This window comes from Anaerolineales bacterium (assembly GCA_019637755.1).
Lineage (GTDB): Bacteria > Chloroflexota > Anaerolineae > Anaerolineales > UBA11579 > JAMCZK01.
In genome coordinates, this window is the sequence record JAHBVC010000001.1 from 958,994 (window position 1) to 976,709 (window position 17,716).

The following is a 17,716-nucleotide window of genomic DNA, read 5'->3' on the forward strand; positions in this document are numbered from 1 at the left end:
AACAGGCAGTGTGTACCAGTGCGGCGAAGAAGCTCCATCGCTTTGGCATACACGTGCACATTGCAGCTCACGGCTGGCCAGTGAAGTTGGACACGTCGCCGTCTTATGAAAGTTTGCCGCGTCTGTCAAGCAAAACGGGGTAATGCTGGCTAAGCAACGCGCGGAATTCAAATCGAGCACAGTAGATATAATCAGTGCAAAGGAAGTGAACATGAAAATTGATATTTGGAGCGACATCGCCTGCCCCTTCTGCTATGCGGGCACTACCCAGCTCAACCAAGCCCTGGCTGGCTTCGCCCACAAAGACCAGGTGGAGATCGTGCATCACAGCTTTCAGTTGGACCCCAACGCACCGTTCGTGGCCGAGCAAAGCATCAATGCCATGCTGGCGGCCAAGCGCGGCATCAGCGAGGACCAAGCCGATCACATGAACCAGCAAGTAGCCGAGATGTTTGCCGGGCTGGGCCTGGAGATGAACCACCACGCCGCCAAGATGGTGAACACCTTGCACGGCCACCGGCTGGTGCACTTCGCCGCCAGCCAGGGCAAGCAGGCCGCCATGCTGGCGCGCCTGTTCAAGGCGTACTTCACAGACGGGCTGAGCGTGGCCGATAGCGAAACGCTGGTGCAGTTGGCCAGCGAAGTGGGGCTGGATGCGCAGGCGGCGCGTGCCGCCTTGGAATCAGATGCTTACACTGCCGAAGTGCAGGCGGATCTGGGCCAGGCAGCCCAGTATGGCATCCAGGGTGTGCCCTTCTTTATCTTCGACGGCAAGTACGCCGTCTCCGGTGCTCAAGGTACCCAAGCCTTCAGCCAGGCGCTCGATCAGATCTGGCAGGAGCTGTACCCCGCCGCGGCCTAACGCATAGCGCTCACTATTAAAAAAACCACAGCCTGCAAAGCAGGCTGTGGTTTTTTTTGTTCGCTCCGTGCGTAAGTGGTTGGGTACACTACTGCGCGTGAAGCTCCGCCTTATCCGCCTGGCGATCCTCTGTTGTGTGCTGCTGGCCGCATGCACCCTCCCGCAGGCCGGCGCGGCAGGTTTGCCCACCCCGTTCATCGTGCGCAGCAGCGCTACCGCCACCTTCACCGCCAGCCCTAGCCCCAGCGCCACCCTCACCCCGACGGCGACCCCGCTGCCGCTGCATCCGTTAAGTATCGAGTACTTGCGCCAGCGCAGTTACCCGGCCACGCAGCTCACCATCGAAGAAGTGCTGGAAAACGGCAGTAATTACGCCCGCTACATTGCCTCGTATCTATCGGATGGGCTTAAGCAATATGGCCTGCTCACGGTTCCCTTCGGGGAAGTACCCGCCACGGGCTGGCCCGTGATCATCTTCAACCACGGCTATATTGCCCCGCAGGAATACCGCACTACCGAGCGTTATATTGCTTACGTAGATCGCCTGGCCAGCGCCGGCTATATTGTCTTCCGCCCGGATTACCGCGGGCACGACCGCTCGGAGGGCATCGCCCGCGGTGCCTATGGCCGGCCCGACTACGTGATCGATGTACTCAATGCCACCGCCGCGCTGAAGGCCTATGCCGATGCGGACCCCAACCGCATTGGGATGTGGGGCCATTCGATGGGCGGCTATATCACCCTGCGCGCCATGGTGGTGGACCCGGACATTAAGGCGGGCGTGATCTGGGCCGGGGTTATCTCCGCCTACGCCGATATGATCGATATCGGCGGCAGGCCGCGCTTTGGCACGCGCAGCCTGCTCGAACCTACGGCCCGCCAACGGCCGACCCCGAATTCTGGGCTTCGCTCTCGGCCAACAGCTACCTGGACGAACTCTCCGGCCCGCTGCAGTTGCACCACGGGAGCAGCGATGCCACCGTGCCGGTTTTTATGTCATACCAAGTGGCCGAGCAAGCCCGCGCCGCCGGGCAAACCGCCGAGCTGTTTATCTATGATGGCGATAATCACAACCTCTCCACCTATTTTTCCGCTGCCATGCGGCGCACGATCGAATTTTTCGATCTGTACGTAAAAGACCGCTAACTATCAATCGCTTTGAAGATCGCACGAACCTGCGGTACTTGCCTGGGGGTCATGGTTCACTACAATAGGCGCGACAGAAAGGCGTCTATGCATATTCGAAAGCTCTTGCTCCCCACCCTGCTGGCTTTGGCCCTGTCGGCCTGCCGCAGCACTCTGGACACCGTGCCGCTGCGCGTGACAAGTGAAACCGCCACCACGCGCACCATCGAGCACACCTTTGGCACTACCGAAATTCCCGCCGCCCCGCAGCGCGTGATCGCCCTGGGCGAAGAGGGCCTGCTGGCGGATCTGCTCGACGCAGGGATCACCCCGTTGGCCTCGATCGTTAACCTGCCTGACTATTTGCCAGCCCTGATCGCCCCGCAAGAGGTGGCCGGCGTGGAGTTGTATTCCTCCTCCACTAGCGTATCGCTTGAGCGCCTGGCGGCCCTGGAGCCTGATGTGATCATCGGTACGGCATTCTTTGTGGACCGCATCGGTTATGCCAAACTCTCCCAAATCGCCCCCACCATTGCTGTGGCCGGTGAGAATGAAGTGGAGAACTACGCGCAAACCCTGGCCGCCTTGGGGTTGGCCGACGAAGCCACCAGCAAGGTGGCCGCCTTTGAGGCCGCGCTGCAAGCGGCGCGCAGCCAACTGGGCAGCGCAGTAGATGCTTCGGTGGCGGCCATCTACCCCGGCAACAGCGTGGCCGTCTTTACCGATCGCCCGCGCACGGTGCCCTGGCTGCTGCGCCAGCTCGGCGTCAGCCTGCATCCGGATGGCAGCGAGGAAGGCTTGAGCCTCCGCGATGGCCGCGCCTTCATCAGCCTCGAGCGCCTCGATCTGCTCTCCGGCACACAGCTTTTCTTGCTGCAAAACGATAGCGTGGAGGGGGAAGCAGACTCATTGGCCGAAGTTTCCGCTAACCCGCTATGGCAGCAGATTCCGGCGGTGCAAGCTGGGCGGGTCACGGTGTTGGATCGCCTGGGCTACCCTGGCTTCCGCGGCGTGAACGCGCTGCTGCAAGATCTGATGGAAGCGCTGAACAGTTGCCGAATAACAAAAAGCCCCGCAATGTTTGCGGGGCTTTCTTTATGATGAGCGCGGAAGGACTCGAACCTTCAACCGTTGGCTTAAAAGGCCACTGCTCTGCCATTGAGCTACGCGCCCAGAACGTGCAAGATTTTATCATGCCTCGCCGCCCAGCCGCAGCGCAGCGCTTGACAGGGGCAGATGGGCTTGCTAGTATTTCTTCCCGTGCGCGGCGCGGTCTTCTCAGCGGAGGGAGCGATGAGCCAACTGAAGCCGATTGATAGCCACTGCTTTGACGCCGATGTGTTGCAGGCCCCCAAACCCGTATTGGTGGAATTCGGCGCGGTGTGGTGCCAGCCCTGCCGCCTGCTCGAGCCAGTGCTCGAAGAATTGGCTGGGGAATGGGGCGATACGGTCACCGTAGCCAAGCTGGACGTTGACGAAGCTGCCCAACTCACTCAGGAGTACCAGGTGCTGAGTGTGCCCACAGTGATGCTGTTCAAAAACGGCAAGATCGTTGAACGCATGACTGGCTACCAGCCCAAAGACAAAATTCAAAGCAAAGTAGAGCCACATATCAGCTAGTCCCAGCAGGCGCATGCAGCAATCCCCAACTGAATCAAAAAAGGAGCGGTGTACATGTACCGCTCCTTTTGTAATAAGGCTGAGCACATAAGCACATAGCCTGTTATTGACACCGGCGTAATTTCGGTTTATATTTAGGTGCAACTAAATAAACAGGGCACAATGATACCTATTGCCATCACTTTGACGCACGCCCTGCTGCTTTGTATTCCGTTCACCATCTTCGTAGTAGTCAGTTTCTGGGGTTGGCCTCGGCTGTGGTTACATAGCCTCCCCGAAGACATAGCCAAATTGGCTGGCCCAAAAACACCGGCCGAAGAACGTGCCACCACCTTTCTACTCCTGCCCTATCTGATCATTCTGCCCGGGCTATCTATCGTCTCAACAATCTACGCCGCGCAATCAGCCAACGTTGAGCTCAGTTTCCTGGGCGCTCTCGTGCACCTCTACCTGGTTATGCTTGTTGTGCATACGTATGATTTTGCAGTGATCGATTTCATCCACACGCTGATCATTAATCCCAACCACCCACCCATCAAGGGTACCGAGGGAGCACACGGATGGAAGGACATGAACTTCCACTTCCACTCCCTGCTAAAAGCCATCCCCAACAGTGCTGTCTTTGTAGTGCCCGCCGCCTTGCTTGTTTCGTTGTTTGTGTGAGGTAATCGACTTTCTGAAAACAAAAAGAGCGGTGCGTTTGCACCGCTCTTTTTTGTTTTATCGGGTTGGGGTTAGCTCAGGCCAGCGGCCTTGGCCAGCGCAGCGGCGCGGCCGGTATCTTCCCAGGGCAGCTTGACGTCATCGCGGCCAAAGTGGCCGTAGGCGGCCGTCTGGCGGTAGATCGGGCGGCGCAGGTCCAAATCGCGGATGATCGCGCCGGGGCGCAGGTCAAAGTGCTCTTCCACCAGCGCGGCGATCTTGTCATCGGCAATCTTTCCGGTGCCGAAGGTCTCTACGTTCACGCTCAGCGGGCGGGCGACACCGATGGCATAGGCCACCTGGATCTCGCAGCGCTCGGCCAGGCCGGCCGCCACCACGTTCTTGGCCGCCCAGCGCGCCGCGTAGGCGGCGGAGCGGTCCACCTTTGTGGGGTCCTTACCGCTGAAGGCACCGCCGCCGTGGCGGCCCATGCCCCCGTAGGTGTCTACGATGATCTTGCGCCCGGTCAGGCCGGCATCACCCATCGGGCCACCGATCACAAAGCGCCCGGTCGGGTTGACGTAGATCTTCAGCTCGCCGTCCACCAGTTCCTTGGGCAGCACCGGCTCGATCACATGCTTGATGATCGCTTCGCGGATCTGCTCCTGGCTGACCTCGTCTGAATGCTGCGTGCTGATCAGCACGGTATCAATGCGCTTGGGCTTGCCCTTGGAATACTCCACGGTCACCTGGCTCTTGCCATCCGGCCGCAGCCACTTCAGCGTACCGTCTTTGCGTACTTCGGTCAGGCGGCGGGTGAGCTTGTGGGCCAGGTAGACGGGCATCGGCAGCAGGGTCGGCGTTTCATCGCAGGCATAGCCAAACATCATGCCCTGGTCACCCGCACCCACCGCTTCCAGCTCGGCCTCGGTCATCTCGCCAGACTTGGCTTCGAGCGCCTTGTCCACACCCATGGCGATATCGCCGGATTGCTGGGCAATCGCCACTTGCACGCCGCAGCTCTCGCCGTCAAAGCCGTAATCGCTGCTGGTGTAGCCAATATCCTTAACCACCGAGCGCACCAACTGGTCATAGTTGATGTTGGCCTGGGTGGTGATCTCGCCCAGCAGCATCACGAAGCCGGTCTTGACGGCCGTTTCGCAGGCTACGCGGGAATTTTTATCCTGCGCCAGGCAGGCATCCAAAACCGCATCGCTGACCTGATCACAGATCTTGTCAGGATGCCCTTCGGTTACAGATTCAGAAGTGAACAGCAGTTTTTCTGCCTGGGTAAAGGTGCTACTCATTACAATAATCCTCCGTTAAACGAAAATTTGCCCTCAGACAGCAGAGAAGGGCAAACCAGCAGGATTTTGCACCCTCTCATCTTCCAGAAACTTTCTGTCGGAATTGGCACCATCCCGCGCAGCGGGGGTTGCCGAGGTTTCAACGGGCCGATTCCCTCAACCTCTCTGGATGAAATGCCGGCGAATGTTCGCAGGCTGGGCAGTATTCAGTTTGTCGGGCGAGACTATACCACTGCCGAGAGGCAGTGTCAATTTAGCATTATGAGGCTGGGCTCAGGATCGCCGCCAGCTCAGCCAAAGCCTGTTGGCGCGAGCGGAAGTGCACCGCGTGCAAACCGGCGCGCCGGGCACCTTCTACATTTTCGATGAAATCATCCACAAATACGGCTTCGCTGGCGTGCACGCCCAGGCGCTCCACCGCCAAGGCGTAGATCGCCGCGTCTGGCTTCACCAGCCCCACTTCGGCGGAAATGATCAGCTCATCAAACGCATCCAGGATCGGATACTGCTCCGTGAGCATCGGCCGCAGGCTGGACATCGCATTGCTGAGCAGGCCAATCTTGTACTGCGGGCGCAGGCCATGAATATACGCCATCAACTCAAGATCCAGCTCGTCGGCGCCGAAGAACGAGCGCATCAGCTCGTCCACATCCAGGTTGAGTTCAGCCGCCACGCTGCGCAGATACTGGCCGCCATCCACCGCGCCCAACTGGGCCTGGCGGCGGTGATCGCTATCAAAGACGCGCCGCTCCAACTCCTGCGGGCTAAGGCCCACCTGGGCGGCCAACGCCTGGCGGCGCTCGAAGCTCATCGTGCGCACCAGCACACCACCAAAATCCCAAATGACGGCGCGAATACTCATTGGGGCTAATACTCGATCGGGCTGATCTTTTCGAGCTTCTCGATGCTGTGAGTGGCGATCACCTGGCGCACCGTGCCGGTGGTGCCGCGCACCACCAGGCTGTGCGTGCGCGCCCCGTGCGAGGAATACTTGACGCCGTCCAACAGCTCACCATCGGTGATGCCCGTGGCGGCAAAGAACACATCTTCCGAAGACACGAGGTCATCCATAGTGAGGATCTTGTCAAAGTCGTAGCCCATTTCGCGGCCACGGCGCAGTTCGTCTTCGTTGCGCGCATACAACTTGCCCTGGATCTCGCCCCCCATGGCGCGCAGGGCGCACGCCGCCAGCACGCCCTCGGGCGTGCCGCCAATGCCCAGCAGTACGTCAATGCCGGCATCCGGCATGGCGGTCATCAGCGCGGCGGCCACATCGCCATCATCGATCAGGCGGATGCGCGCGCCGCAGCGGCGTACCTCAGCCTTCAGCTCATCATGGCGTGGCCGGTCCAGCATGATCACCGCCAGGTCTTGAATACGTTTGCCGCTGGCCTTGGCGATGGCTTGCAAATTCTCTTGAATGCTCCACTCCACATGGATAGCGCCTTTGGCCGCCGGGCCCACTGCGATCTTGTTCATGTATACGAAGGGGCCGGGGTCAAACATGGTGCCGCGCGGCGCCACTGCCACAGTGGCGATGGAGTTCAGGCGCCCTTCCGCCAACGGGCGGGTACCGTCGATCGGGTCCACCGCCAGATCTACCTCCGGGGCGCCGCCAAAGCCAACCTTCTCGCCGTTGTACAGCATGGGCGCTTCGTCTTTCTCGCCCTCGCCAATAATCACCACTCCGCTCATCTCGATGCTGTTGAGCACCAGGCGCATACCATCCACGGCCGCCTGGTCGCCGGCGGGCTTATCGCCGCGCCCCATAAAGCGCGCCGCGGATAACGCCGCCGCCTCGGTGACCCGCACCAGTTCCAACGCCAGATTACGAGAGGGGGACTGATCGTTCAACACAACTCCTTTATGAGAATAAAAGGGTGACGAGATAAAAGCCGATCGGCACGGCCCATAGCCACGAATCGATACGATCGAGAATGCCGCCATGCCCAGGCAGGATCTGGCTGGCATCTTTGACGCGCATCTGACGCTTGATCATGCTCTCGCCGAGATCACCCAGTGTGGTCAGCGCCCCCACCGCCAGGCCGAGCAGCGCCAAATGGGCCGGCGCAAATTGCGCATCCGCCGGCAAGCCCAGCTGCGCCAGCAGCCAGCCAAACAGTGGCGTGCCGGCCACGGCAAACACCAAGCCGGCCAGGTAGCCTTCCCAGCTCTTCTTAGGGCTGAGGCGCGGCGCCAGCCGGTGGCGCCCCAGCGGGGTGCCGATGGCGTAGGCCGCGGTATCCGTTAGCCATACCGAGAGCAGAGTGAGCAACAGCCACCACTCACCGTAGGGCAGATTGCGCATGTGGGCAAAGTAGGCGCCCAAGACGCCGATATAAAAGATGCCACTGAGGGTGATGGCGAAGTCTGTGCCGGCGCTCTCGCGCCCGCGCTCGTAGCTCACCAGGTGTACCGCCAGCGCCAGCATGGGCAGGCCGGCCAGCAGCACGCCATCCGGCAAGCCCCAATGCGCCGCCAGGAACAGCAGCAGCGTGCCGGCCACAACCAGCAGGCGCGCCGGCTGGGCGCCACCACTGATAAACAGGCCGCTGTATTCCCAGGCGGCCAGCCCCAACAACACTGCAAACAGCGCGGCAAACAAGCCGCCGCCGAGCATGATCAGGGTAATGCCAATCGGCAAGCCGATCAAAGCCACCAGGATGCGTTTAGCGGCCATTGGCTTCCTCACTCACCAGGCCACCAAAGCGCCGCTGGCGGTTCGCAAATTCTGTGACCGCGGCCTGCAACTCTGCGGGGCCGAAATCAGGCCAGTAGGTCTGCGGGAAGACCCATTCAGCATAGGCGCTCTGCCACAGCAGGAAGTTGCTGGTGCGCTGCTCGCCTGAGGTGCGGATCACCAGATCAGGATCTGGAATGCCGGCGGTGAACATGTAGCGCGAGAGGGTTTCCTCGTTGACCTCATCCGCGGTCAAGCCATCACGCAGAATGGCGCGCACGGCTTGCACGATCTCATCGCGGCCGCCGTAGTTGAAGGCCACGCTAAGCGTCAGCCCGTGATTGTTCTTGGTAAGTTCCATGCCACGCCGGATCTTCTCTTGCAGCGAGGCGCGCACCTTATCCAGGTTGCCGATGTGATTGAGGCGCGCGCCTTGCTTATGCAGATCCGCCAGCTCGCGTTCAAACATTTCATCGAAAATGCCCATCAGGCCACTCACCTCTTCTTCGGGGCGGCCCCAATTTTCGGTGGAGAAGGCATAGATGGTTAGATACTTCACGCCCAGGTCACCGCAGGCGCGTACGATGTTGCGCAGGTTCTCGGTGCCGGCACGGTGGCCGGCCAGGCGCGGCAAGCCGCGCGCTTTGGCCCAGCGGCCATTGCCATCCATAATGATGGCGATGTGTTGAGGGATGCGCCGGGGGTGCTCGGCAGCGGGCTCCGCCCTGGGTGCCAAGCTAAACCTCCATCACTTCTTTTTCTTTTTGCTTCCCCATCGCCACAATCTCGGCGGTGATTTCATCAGTGAGCTTCTGGATGTCCTCTTCGCCGCGCTTGAGCTCATCTTCCGAGACCAGCTTCTCATCCTTGGCTTCACGCATATCCTTGATCACATCCCGGCGGATATTGCGCACCGCCACGTTGGCCTCTTCAAGGCGCGCATTGACGACTTTGACCAGATCACGGCGGCGGTCCTCGGTGAGCGGCGGCAGGTTGAGGCGCACCACCTTGCCGTCTGAGTTCGGCGTCAGGCCGAGATCCGAGGTTTGCACGGCTTTTTCAATATCGCGGATGCTGCTGGGGTCAAACGGCTTGATCAGCAATTGGCGCGGTTCAGGCACGCTGATCGAGGCCATCTGCATCAGCGGGGTGGGCTGGCCGTAATACTCCACACTGAGTTTTTCCACCAAGGCGGGGGTGGCGCGCCCGGTACGGATGGCGGCCAGATCTTCCTTAAGCGCGGAAATGGCGCCGCGCATACGCTCTTTGGACTCTTTGAGCATGTCTGCAATCACAAAAGCCTCCTAAAGGCCGCTTGGTACAAGCGGTAAGACGAATGCGGGCATTTTACCATTGGCTCATCCCGCCTTTTCGCGCTCCCAGGCGGCCCGCGGGCCAGGCACGGCATAGAACAGCGGGTGCGGGCGCGGTTGGCTGGCTTGCTGCGCGGCATACCAGGCCGGGGCGCGGCGCTGCAGCTTGGCAAGCAAGTGGCGCCACTCGTATTCGATCTGGCCCTCAGTCACGGGGAGTTGCAGGCTGGTGCGCGGCGTGCCGATGCGGCTGGCATCAAAACGGTAGCCGCGCTGGCTAGCCTCCTGCCATACCGCCAGCAAATAGCTGGCGATCAGCGCCTCTGCCTCGCCGCCCTCGCGGAAGCGCTCGAGTTGGGGATGGTGGGTGTAGCCGCGCGTGCGCCCTTGCAGCACGCGCTGCGCCAGCAACCCCTCGCGGCATAGCGCGGTCAGGCCGCGCGCATCCAGATGGCCGGGGTGCAGCGACCAGAGGCGCATCGGCGCTTAGTCCCCGGCGTCAACCAGGGTGCCCACCGATTCGCCGAGCAGCGCTTTGCGCAATGCGCCTTCTTCCCAGAAATCGAGCACGCGGATGGGCATATGGTTTTCCATGCACAGGGAAATGGCGGTGCTATCCATCACGCCCAGGCCCTGGCTGAGCGCATCGATATAGGTGAGGTGTTCGAAACGCTTGGCCTGCGGATTCTTCTTGGGGTCGGAGTCATATACGCCGTCCACCTTGGTGCCTTTGATCACCAGGTTGGCACCGATCTCCATGGCGCGTAGCGCCGCGGTGGTATCAGTGGAGAAATAGGGGTTGCCGATCCCGCCGCCGAAGATGACCACGCGCCCTGCCTCCAAATGGCGGATGGCGCGCCGGCGGATGTAGGGTTCGGCCACGGCGCGCATTTCGATGGCGGTTTGCACACGCACTTCGATCTTGGCGCGCTCGATGGCATCCATTAGCGCCAGGGCGTTCATCACCGTACCGAGCATGCCCATATAGTCGGCGTTGGCGCGCTCCATGCCGCGCTCAATGCCGCTGCGGCCGCGCCACAGGTTGCCGGCGCCGATGACGATGGCCAACTGCACCCCCATTTGCACCACTTCGGAGACCTGGGCAGCGATGCCCTCGGCCTTGAGCGGATCAATCCCCAGGCCCTGCGCGCCGGCCAGGGCTTCCCCACTCAGCTTGAGCAGCACACGCGAATACACAGATTTTTGCAATTGGCTCATATCACCTCGATCTACAAAAACGGCCAACACAACGTTGGCCGTTTTTTTCATCCTTGTGCGTCTGTGAATCCCACGCTGCGGCAGAGGCCGCGGCCGTGGGGGAACAGGAGCGCATCGGGCGCAAGGTCACTTGCCGCCCAGCTCCCAGCGGGCAAAGCGGTGCACGACGATGTTTTCGCCCGTGGCTACCACGCCCTCGCTGATCATGTCCTTGATGGTCTTGCTGTCATCGCGGATGTAGCCCTGGCGCAGCAGCACGCTCTCATCCAGGAACTTTTGCACGCGGCCTTCGACGATCTTGTCCCAGGAGGCCTCTGGCTTGCCCGATTCCTTGGCCGTGTTGCGCGCCACTTCCTTCTCGCGCTCCACCGCCGCCGGGTCCACTTCCTCCTCGGTCAGCCATTGCGGGCTGCTGGCAGCGATCTGCAGGGCGATCTCGTGCGCCAGCTTGCGGAAGGCTTCGGAACGGGCCACAAAGTCCGTCTCGCAGTTGACTTCCACCATCACACCGACGCGGCCATCACCGTGGGAGTACAGCTCCACCACGCCGTTGAGCACTTCGCGGTCGGCACGCTTGGCCGCCTTGGAAAGGCCCTTCTGGCGCAGCACATCCACCGCTTTGTCGAAATCCCCTTGGGCTTCTTCGAGCGCGGCGCGGCAATCCAAAATTCCAGCGCCGGTGGCCTGGCGCAATTCTTTGATCAGTTCAGTCGTAATTTCCATCGTTTTTATTCTTCAGTCTCTTTTGGGGCCTCAGCCGGGGCTTCGGTCTCAGTCTCATTCTCGGTTTCGGTTTCAGCCTCAGCTTCAGCTTCGTCCTCGCCCTCGCCTTGCAGGTCAGACTTCTTCAGCTTGGGCTTGCGCGCCTTGGGGGCTGGGGCGCCTGCGGCGGGTTTCTTGACGGCGGGTTTGGCCTCGCCGCTCCCGGCCTTCTGGGCTTCCTTGGCCTGCTCTTCGGCTACCTTGGCCAGCGTGGCCTCGCCCAGCAGGGCATCATCCGCCAGCTCGGTCACCTCGCCGTCTTCGCGGCGGCGCGGGGCGGCCGTCTTGGGCTCCACCTTGGCGGGCTCGGCATCCTGCTTATCGTTACGCAGCGAGGCGCCTTCCAGGGCGGCGTCAGCAATGTAAGACACCATCAGTTTGATGGCGCGGATGGCGTCATCATTCGAGGGGATCACATAATCGATCACGCTGGGATTGCAGTTGGTGTCCACCAGGCCTACCACCGGGATGCCGAGGATGTTGGCCTCGCGCACGGCGGTTTCTTCGCGGTTGACGTCGACCACGAACAGCAGGTCAGGCACGCGGTTCATATTGCGGATGCCACCAAAGCGCTCTTGCAGCTTCTCCGCCTTGCGCGAATTGGTCAGCATCTCACGCTTGGTGAGCTTGAGCTTGCTGCTAGCTTCCCCTTCGGCCGGGGCCTGTTGCGCCATGCGCTCCAGGGTGTCCAGCTCACTGATGCGCTGGCGCATCGTGCTCCAGTTGGTGAGCATGCCACCCAGCCAGCGCACGGTGACGTAGGGCATACCGGCGCGCTGCGCCTCGGCCTCGATCGTCTCCACGGCCTGGCGCTTGGTGCCGACGAACATGATCGTCTTGCCCTCGGCCACGGCTTCGCGCACGAGCTTATAGGCTTCTTCGAGTGCCTTTACGGTTTGCTGCAGGTCAATGATGTGGATGCCGTTGCGCTCAGTAAAGATGTACGGCTTCATGCGCGGATCCCACTTCTGGGTGCGATGCCCGAAGTGCACGCCCGCTTCGAGAAGGGCCTTCATATCAATGGGGGCCATAGGTAATACTCCTTTGCGTTATACGTCCGCTGCCGTCATCCCTGCCGGTGACCCACTAGGGGGCACGCACCGCCAAGTCAGGTGAGCGTGTGAGATGTGTGCCGCCACTTTGCCGTGAGCAGCACAAGCGCCCGCGAGTGCGAGCGCGGCAGAGAGTATACCAGCGCGCGGCGCCAGAGTCCAGCGGGTTGATACAATCGCAGCATGCAAGCTGCCGAATTCGCCCGCGCCGTAGCCGGGCTGCCGCTGGCCCGCGCCGAGTTCTTCGCCCAGGCCGGCTCCACCAATGACATCGTGGCCGGCTGGGCTGCGGCGGCCCCCGCCGGAGTGTGCGTGGCCGCCGCCGACGAGCAAACCGCCGGCCGTGGGCGGGCCGGCCGCCACTGGCACACGCCGCCCGGCAGCGCCCTGGCGCTGAGCCTGCTGCTGCCTCTGCCGCCAAGCTTTGCCAGCGCGCAGATCGGGCGTGTGTCGGGTTTGGGCGCCCTGGCCGTCAACCTGGCCTTGGAGAGCTTCGGCCTGGCTACCGAGATCAAATGGCCCAACGATGTGCTCGCCGGCGGTAAAAAGCTATGTGGCGTGCTGCCCGAAGCGCAATGGAACGGCAGCCAACTGCAAGCCGTGATCCTGGGCATTGGCATCAATATTGCAGCCTCTGCCGTACCCGATGAGGCCACGCTGAGCTTCCCGGCCACCAGCGTGGAGCAGGCGCTGGGGCGCCCACTGGCCGCCGGCGACCTGTTGCGAGCTGTGTTGCAGCAGGTGCTGGCTTGGCTGCCCGGCCTGGCCGGCGATGAGTTTTTGCAAGCCTGGGAGCAGCGCCTGGCCTACCGCGGCCAGGCGGTGGATATTGTGGAGCACGGCACGCCCCAGCGCGGCACCCTGCTGGGCCTGGCGCCCGATGGCGGCCTGCGTCTGCTGGCTGCCGATGGCAGCCAGCGCAACGTGCAGGCCGGCCAGGTGCAGCTGCGCCCCGCGGTTGACAGCGCCAGTAATTAGGCTAGACTGGATTAGGAGATCTATGCTCGACGATTTTTTACGCGACGATGATACCGAAAGTTTCTTGAATGAAATTCAAGAAACGCCGGCGCTCAACCCCACGGCGGATGACGAAACGGGCTTCCTGGGCATGACCGCCGGGCAGCGCTTTATCATCGCCATCCTGTTCTTTTTTATGGTGCTGATCATCGGCACCTTCTTCCTGCTGATCACTGGCTCGATCGCCATTCCGCTGGGCTAGCTCGCACACCCACATCTAAACAAAAAATCCCGCCGTTCGGCGGGATTTTTATTTCTGTCCCAAACACACCAGCTGATAGCTGACAGCTATCAGCTACTTACAGCTTGGGCAGCACGATGCTTTGCTGCTTCTGGTACTTGCCCTTCTTGTCTGCATAGGAGACGCGGCATTCCTCATCGGCCTCAAAGAACAGCACCTGGGCAATGCCTTCGTTGGCGTAGATCTTGGCGGGCAGCGGCGTGGTGTTGGAGATCTCCAGGGTCACATAGCCTTCCCATTCCGGCTCGAACGGCGTAACGTTGACGATGATGCCACAGCGCGCATAGGTGCTCTTGCCCAGGCAGATGGTGAGCACGCCGCGCGGGATGCGAAAGTACTCGACGGTGCGCGCCAGGGCAAATGAATTCGGCGGCACGATGCATACCTCGCCCTTGAAATCGACCATCGATCGTTCGTCAAAATTCTTAGGGTCGACGACGGCCGAGTGTACGTTGGTGAAGATCTTGAACTCATCGGCCACGCGAATATCGTAGCCATATGAGGATACGCCGTAGGAGATGACACCTTGGCGCACCTGGCTGGCCTCGTACGGCTCGACCATACCGTGCTCACGCGCCATCGCTTCGATCCAGTGGTCCGGTTTTAGTCCCATGCTTCACTCCTCCATCTCAATGCAATAGGCTAAGAGCCTTCTGCAGGCGGGCGCGGCGCCCACAGGCTGTTCTCGAAAATAAGGCCTAAAAATTCTGCGCGCTCTTCTGCATCCAGCCAGCGCGGCTGGGCGAAATCTACAAATACAAACGGCAACAATTCGGAACTGATATAGCGGTTGTCGTAGATCACATGACGCACCATCATGCCGTGCGAGGTGTCGTAGCCAAAAATGATCTGGTCAAAGAACATATTGCCCAGGCCATAGGTGATCAGCGTGTCCGCATCGTAAAACTCCACGCCGTGCGGCTGGTGCGCCTGGCTGCCGCTGACGATGCTGGCGCCAGCCGCGGCCACGCGGCCAAAATCGCGCACCAGCGTATCCGAGGGCTTGTACTGGTAGATCTCATTGTGCTGGAAGGTGGTGATGACGGTGTAGCCTTCATCAACCAACTGGGCAATCGTGCGCTGCATGTATTCGTAATCACAGGCCCAGGTGCCGGGGTAGCTATCCGTGGCCGAGGCGTAGCCGCCGCCCTTGCCATTGCAGCCGATGAAGGCGATACGGTTGCCATTGCTCTCCAGGCGCAGCGGCTGCATTGCCTCCTGCAAGTTTTCGCCGCCGCCGTAATACGGCCAGCCGTGCTGGCGGTAAACCTCCAGGGTGTACTCCATGGCGGCGCGCGTCCAATCATTGAAGTGGTCGCCGGTTAGCTCAACCACATCGGTGCCCAGCGCTTCCAGCAAGGCGATATAGCTGGCATCACTGCAAAACACCAGCGTGCGCTGGCTGGGATCAGGCCGCGGGCAGTTCTCGGCGAAGGGCACTTCGTTGCTAATGTGGGCGATATCGGCGGCGCGCATCACCGCGCCGACCTCGTCCGCCGGGTAGGTGATGCCCTTACGTTCCATCTCCCAGGCGGTGGCGCGCACAAGTGCGGTGACCCCGGTCATGATCACAGTGGTGAGCTTATCCGCGTCGCGGTTGCTGGCCGGGAAGCTCACCCCGGTTTCGGCGAGCGGGGGCCAGTTGGCATCCTGAGCCAGGGTGATCGGCAACGCCAGGGCATAGGTGGCCGCGTCAAAATCCTTCCAGATCGGCGATTGCCCATCGATGGCGAGCACCTTCCAGCGCGGCGCCAGCTGCTCAAATGGCACGATCGCCCAACTGGGCTGCTGCGCCCAGGCCAGATCCACCAGCTCATCGGGCGCGGCCACCTGCACGGCCCCGGCGGCCGGTTCGCCCCACAGGGCTTGTAACGCTTGCTGCGTCTCGGCGCTCATTAGCAAGGGTTGGCCAGCGAAGGGGCCGCCATCCTTGCCCTGCCAGGCATTGTACAAATCAGCCGAAGAGACCTCTTCGGCAATCGTAGGAAATGGTGCCACCAGCGCGTAGACCCACTCGGCCACGCGTTCGCCCTCCCCCGCCACCGCCAGCCGATATTGCGCCGAATCGATCACATCAGTTTGCGCAATCGAGCGCTCCTGCGTAATGCCCGCGTAGAAACCGTCAGGCAGGCTGGTGGAGAAATACCACTGCGCCACGGGCTGATTCTCGGCGGCCGCATCCGCCGGCTGGGGTTGGAACGGCGTCAGCGTGGTGGCAGCGGGCGGCGGTGCGTCTGCGGCAGGCTGGGCAGGCAAATTGCAGCCGGCCAATAAAGTGGCCAGCAGGCCAAGAGCGGCTAGCAGGCGCCGGGCGGCCAGCAAACGCCGGGCGAAAGTTGGTGGTGTGTGCATGCGTGCTCCGAGACTACAGGCCGCCGCGGGCGGCCATGTGTTGGTGGGCTTGGGCCTCGAGCGCAATCGTCTGGTGTTCCAAGTCTTTGAGTTGTTGGATATAGGCCGCCGCCTGGCTGCTGCCCGGCAAGCTATTGGCATTGATGCGCACATTGAGTGCGGCGCCCTGCAGACTGGCTTTGGCCAGCGCCGCAGCCGTGCCGGCATCACTGAGCGCATTGGTATTGCCCAGCTCGCTGGCCTGGGTGGCCAACTGCAAGGTACGCAAGGCCATCTCAGCCACCTGCAGCGGCAAGCGCATCGCTTCCAGCGTGGCAGCCTCAATGGCGGCACGGCGCTCGGCGGCCTTGGCTTCAGGCTCCTTGGGCAACTTGAACGCCGCCATCACGGCGTGAAACGCAGCCGCATCCTGCTCGACGGCCAGGCTGAACTGCTTACGCAGCGTCTCGGCCTCGCTCAGCAGCGCAGTCATGGCATCCTGCACATTGGCATACTTCTTCTTGCCCAGGGTGAGGCGCGCCACCATGGCCACCAAGCCCGCCGCCAGGGCGCCGGCGTGCGCCGCCGCCGAGCCGCCACCGGGGGCCGGCTCGGCCGATGCAACCGCATCGAGGAACGAATTCTCCGCCGGAGGAGCCATGCTGTGGATCCGGCGCTCCAGAATCTGCTGGCGGTCAAAGTCGTGCAAATGCAAATACCAAGCGGCGGCATCATCCAGCGCCTCCTGGGGGATCAAGCCGATCAGCTCGCTCTTTTCGATCGAGGCGCCATAGCGCGCCGCTTCGCTGCGGATCATTTCAATGACGCGCGCCAACGGCGTTTTGCGGAAGTTGGTGAGGTTCATCGAGACTTGCGCTTTGCCATCCACCAGGAAGCCAGCGCCCTTGACAAAGCGCAGCCCGCCTGAGGAGTGGCGCACCGCCTTGCCGATCGCCTGGGCCACGCGCACATCGGCGGTGTTCAAGTACACGTTATAGGCGATGAGCGGAGCACGCGCCCCGATGGCGGTCGCGCCGGCGCGGCCCAAGTGCGCCGGGCCGTAATCCGGCTTGCGCGCTTTCTGAGTCTTGATCGCTTCACGAAGGCCTTCGTACTGGCCGCGGCGCACATCTTCCAGGTTGCGGCGGCTCTCACGCGTGGCGGCATCTTCATACAAATAGACGGGAATGCCCAGCTCCCCGACGCGTTGGCCGACGCGCTGGGCGATCTGCACACACTCTTCCATGCTGGCACCCGCGATAGGGATAAAGGGCACCACATCCGTAGCGCCCATGCGCGGGTGCTCCCCGTGGTGCTGCTCCATATCGATCAGTTCGGCGGCCTTAGCTATGCCGCGATAGGCGGCTTCTTCCACCGTGCCCGCGGCACCCACAAAGGTGATCACGCTACGGTTGTGGTCCACATCGGAGCTTTGGTCCAGCAAGGTAATGCCATCCACGGAGCGGATGGCGGCCACGATCTGCTCGATCACTTCTGGGCGGCGGCCTTCAGAGAAATTGGGAACGCACTCTATGATTTGTTGCAT

20 protein-coding genes, 1 tRNA gene and 1 riboswitch are annotated in these 17,716 nt (G+C 61.7%); of the genes, 7 read left to right on the plus strand and 14 right to left on the minus strand.

Annotated elements, in window-relative coordinates:
* Positions 1 to 211 precede the first annotated feature (211 nt).
* The 3 genes from KF821_04690 (at position 212) to KF821_04700 (ending at position 3,088) form a co-directional block, all read left to right on the plus strand.
* Complete coding sequence (locus KF821_04690) at positions 212 to 862, plus strand: DsbA family oxidoreductase (protein MBX3005111.1); 651 nt, start codon at positions 212 to 214, stop codon at positions 860 to 862.
* A 97-nt stretch (positions 863 to 959) separates the two neighbouring features.
* Positions 960 to 1,997: an alpha/beta fold hydrolase gene (locus tag KF821_04695; protein MBX3005112.1), complete on the plus strand. Its 1,038-nt coding sequence runs from the start codon at positions 960 to 962 to the stop codon at positions 1,995 to 1,997.
* A 98-nt stretch (positions 1,998 to 2,095) separates the two neighbouring features.
* The gene (locus KF821_04700) at positions 2,096 to 3,088 is read left to right on the plus strand and encodes an ABC transporter substrate-binding protein (GenBank protein MBX3005113.1); all 993 of its coding nucleotides are present in this window, start codon (positions 2,096 to 2,098) and stop codon (positions 3,086 to 3,088) included.
* On the opposite strand, the gene KF821_04705 is transcribed toward KF821_04700, so the two are convergent.
* A tRNA-Lys gene (locus KF821_04705) sits at positions 3,089 to 3,160 on the minus strand.
* A gap of 120 nt (positions 3,161 to 3,280) precedes the next feature.
* Here KF821_04705 and trxA point away from each other — a divergent pair.
* Positions 3,281 to 3,607: a thioredoxin gene (trxA, locus tag KF821_04710; protein ID MBX3005114.1), complete on the plus strand. Its 327-nt coding sequence runs from the start codon at positions 3,281 to 3,283 to the stop codon at positions 3,605 to 3,607.
* A 291-nt stretch (positions 3,608 to 3,898) separates the two neighbouring features.
* A complete protein-coding gene (locus tag KF821_04715) occupies positions 3,899 to 4,270 on the plus strand; it encodes a hypothetical protein (GenBank protein MBX3005115.1) in 372 nt (123 codons plus the stop codon).
* A gap of 71 nt (positions 4,271 to 4,341) precedes the next feature.
* Here KF821_04715 and metK read toward each other — a convergent pair whose 3' ends face one another.
* From metK to rpsB, 10 genes are all read right to left on the minus strand, one after another.
* Entirely contained in the window at positions 4,342 to 5,556 is a 1,215-nt protein-coding gene (gene metK / locus KF821_04720; protein ID MBX3005116.1) for a methionine adenosyltransferase, read from the minus strand.
* 73 nt (positions 5,557 to 5,629) lie between these two features.
* A riboswitch (SAM riboswitch) is annotated at positions 5,630 to 5,732 on the minus strand.
* An 83-nt stretch (positions 5,733 to 5,815) separates the two neighbouring features.
* Entirely contained in the window at positions 5,816 to 6,418 is a 603-nt protein-coding gene (locus KF821_04725; GenBank protein ID MBX3005117.1) for an HAD family phosphatase, read from the minus strand.
* Between the two features lie 5 nt (positions 6,419 to 6,423).
* The gene (gene glpX, locus KF821_04730; protein MBX3005118.1) at positions 6,424 to 7,503 is read right to left on the minus strand and encodes a class II fructose-bisphosphatase; all 1,080 of its coding nucleotides are present in this window, start codon (positions 7,501 to 7,503) and stop codon (positions 6,424 to 6,426) included.
* On the minus strand, positions 7,421 to 8,236 hold the full coding sequence (locus KF821_04735) for a phosphatidate cytidylyltransferase (protein MBX3005119.1): 816 nt from the start codon (positions 8,234 to 8,236) through the stop codon (positions 7,421 to 7,423). The genes glpX and KF821_04735 overlap by 83 nt, the downstream gene beginning before the upstream one ends.
* The gene (gene uppS, locus KF821_04740) at positions 8,226 to 8,906 is read right to left on the minus strand and encodes a di-trans,poly-cis-decaprenylcistransferase (GenBank protein MBX3005120.1); all 681 of its coding nucleotides are present in this window, start codon (positions 8,904 to 8,906) and stop codon (positions 8,226 to 8,228) included. The genes KF821_04735 and uppS overlap by 11 nt, the downstream gene beginning before the upstream one ends.
* A 67-nt stretch (positions 8,907 to 8,973) precedes the next feature.
* Positions 8,974 to 9,531, minus strand: coding sequence for a ribosome recycling factor (frr, locus tag KF821_04745; GenBank protein MBX3005121.1), 558 nt, complete (start codon positions 9,529 to 9,531; stop codon positions 8,974 to 8,976).
* Between the two features lie 63 nt (positions 9,532 to 9,594).
* On the minus strand, positions 9,595 to 10,029 hold the full coding sequence (locus tag KF821_04750; protein ID MBX3005122.1) for a DNA lyase: 435 nt from the start codon (positions 10,027 to 10,029) through the stop codon (positions 9,595 to 9,597).
* Positions 10,030 to 10,035: 6 nt separating this feature from the next.
* Positions 10,036 to 10,767, minus strand: coding sequence for a UMP kinase (gene pyrH / locus KF821_04755; protein MBX3005123.1), 732 nt, complete (start codon positions 10,765 to 10,767; stop codon positions 10,036 to 10,038).
* A 126-nt stretch (positions 10,768 to 10,893) separates the two neighbouring features.
* A complete protein-coding gene (gene tsf / locus KF821_04760) occupies positions 10,894 to 11,490 on the minus strand; it encodes a translation elongation factor Ts (GenBank protein MBX3005124.1) in 597 nt (198 codons plus the stop codon).
* Between the two features lie 5 nt (positions 11,491 to 11,495).
* Positions 11,496 to 12,560, minus strand: a complete 1,065-nt coding sequence (gene rpsB / locus KF821_04765; GenBank protein ID MBX3005125.1) for a 30S ribosomal protein S2 — start codon at positions 12,558 to 12,560, stop codon at positions 11,496 to 11,498.
* A gap of 204 nt (positions 12,561 to 12,764) precedes the next feature.
* Between rpsB and KF821_04770 the strand changes: the two genes are divergently transcribed.
* The gene (locus tag KF821_04770) at positions 12,765 to 13,559 is read left to right on the plus strand and encodes a biotin--[acetyl-CoA-carboxylase] ligase (GenBank protein ID MBX3005126.1); all 795 of its coding nucleotides are present in this window, start codon (positions 12,765 to 12,767) and stop codon (positions 13,557 to 13,559) included.
* 22 nt (positions 13,560 to 13,581) lie between these two features.
* Positions 13,582 to 13,800, plus strand: coding sequence for a hypothetical protein (locus tag KF821_04775; protein ID MBX3005127.1), 219 nt, complete (start codon positions 13,582 to 13,584; stop codon positions 13,798 to 13,800).
* Positions 13,801 to 13,897: 97 nt separating this feature from the next.
* Here the strand turns inward: KF821_04775 and KF821_04780 are convergent, their stop codons facing one another.
* From KF821_04780 to ftcD, 3 genes are read right to left on the minus strand one after another with little or no spacing between them, the layout of a single operon-like run.
* Positions 13,898 to 14,452, minus strand: coding sequence for a dCTP deaminase (locus tag KF821_04780; protein ID MBX3005128.1), 555 nt, complete (start codon positions 14,450 to 14,452; stop codon positions 13,898 to 13,900).
* A gap of 29 nt (positions 14,453 to 14,481) precedes the next feature.
* On the minus strand, positions 14,482 to 16,191 hold the full coding sequence (locus KF821_04785) for a CapA family protein (protein ID MBX3005129.1): 1,710 nt from the start codon (positions 16,189 to 16,191) through the stop codon (positions 14,482 to 14,484).
* Positions 16,192 to 16,204: 13 nt separating this feature from the next.
* Complete coding sequence (gene ftcD, locus KF821_04790; GenBank protein MBX3005130.1) at positions 16,205 to 17,716, minus strand: glutamate formimidoyltransferase; 1,512 nt, start codon at positions 17,714 to 17,716, stop codon at positions 16,205 to 16,207.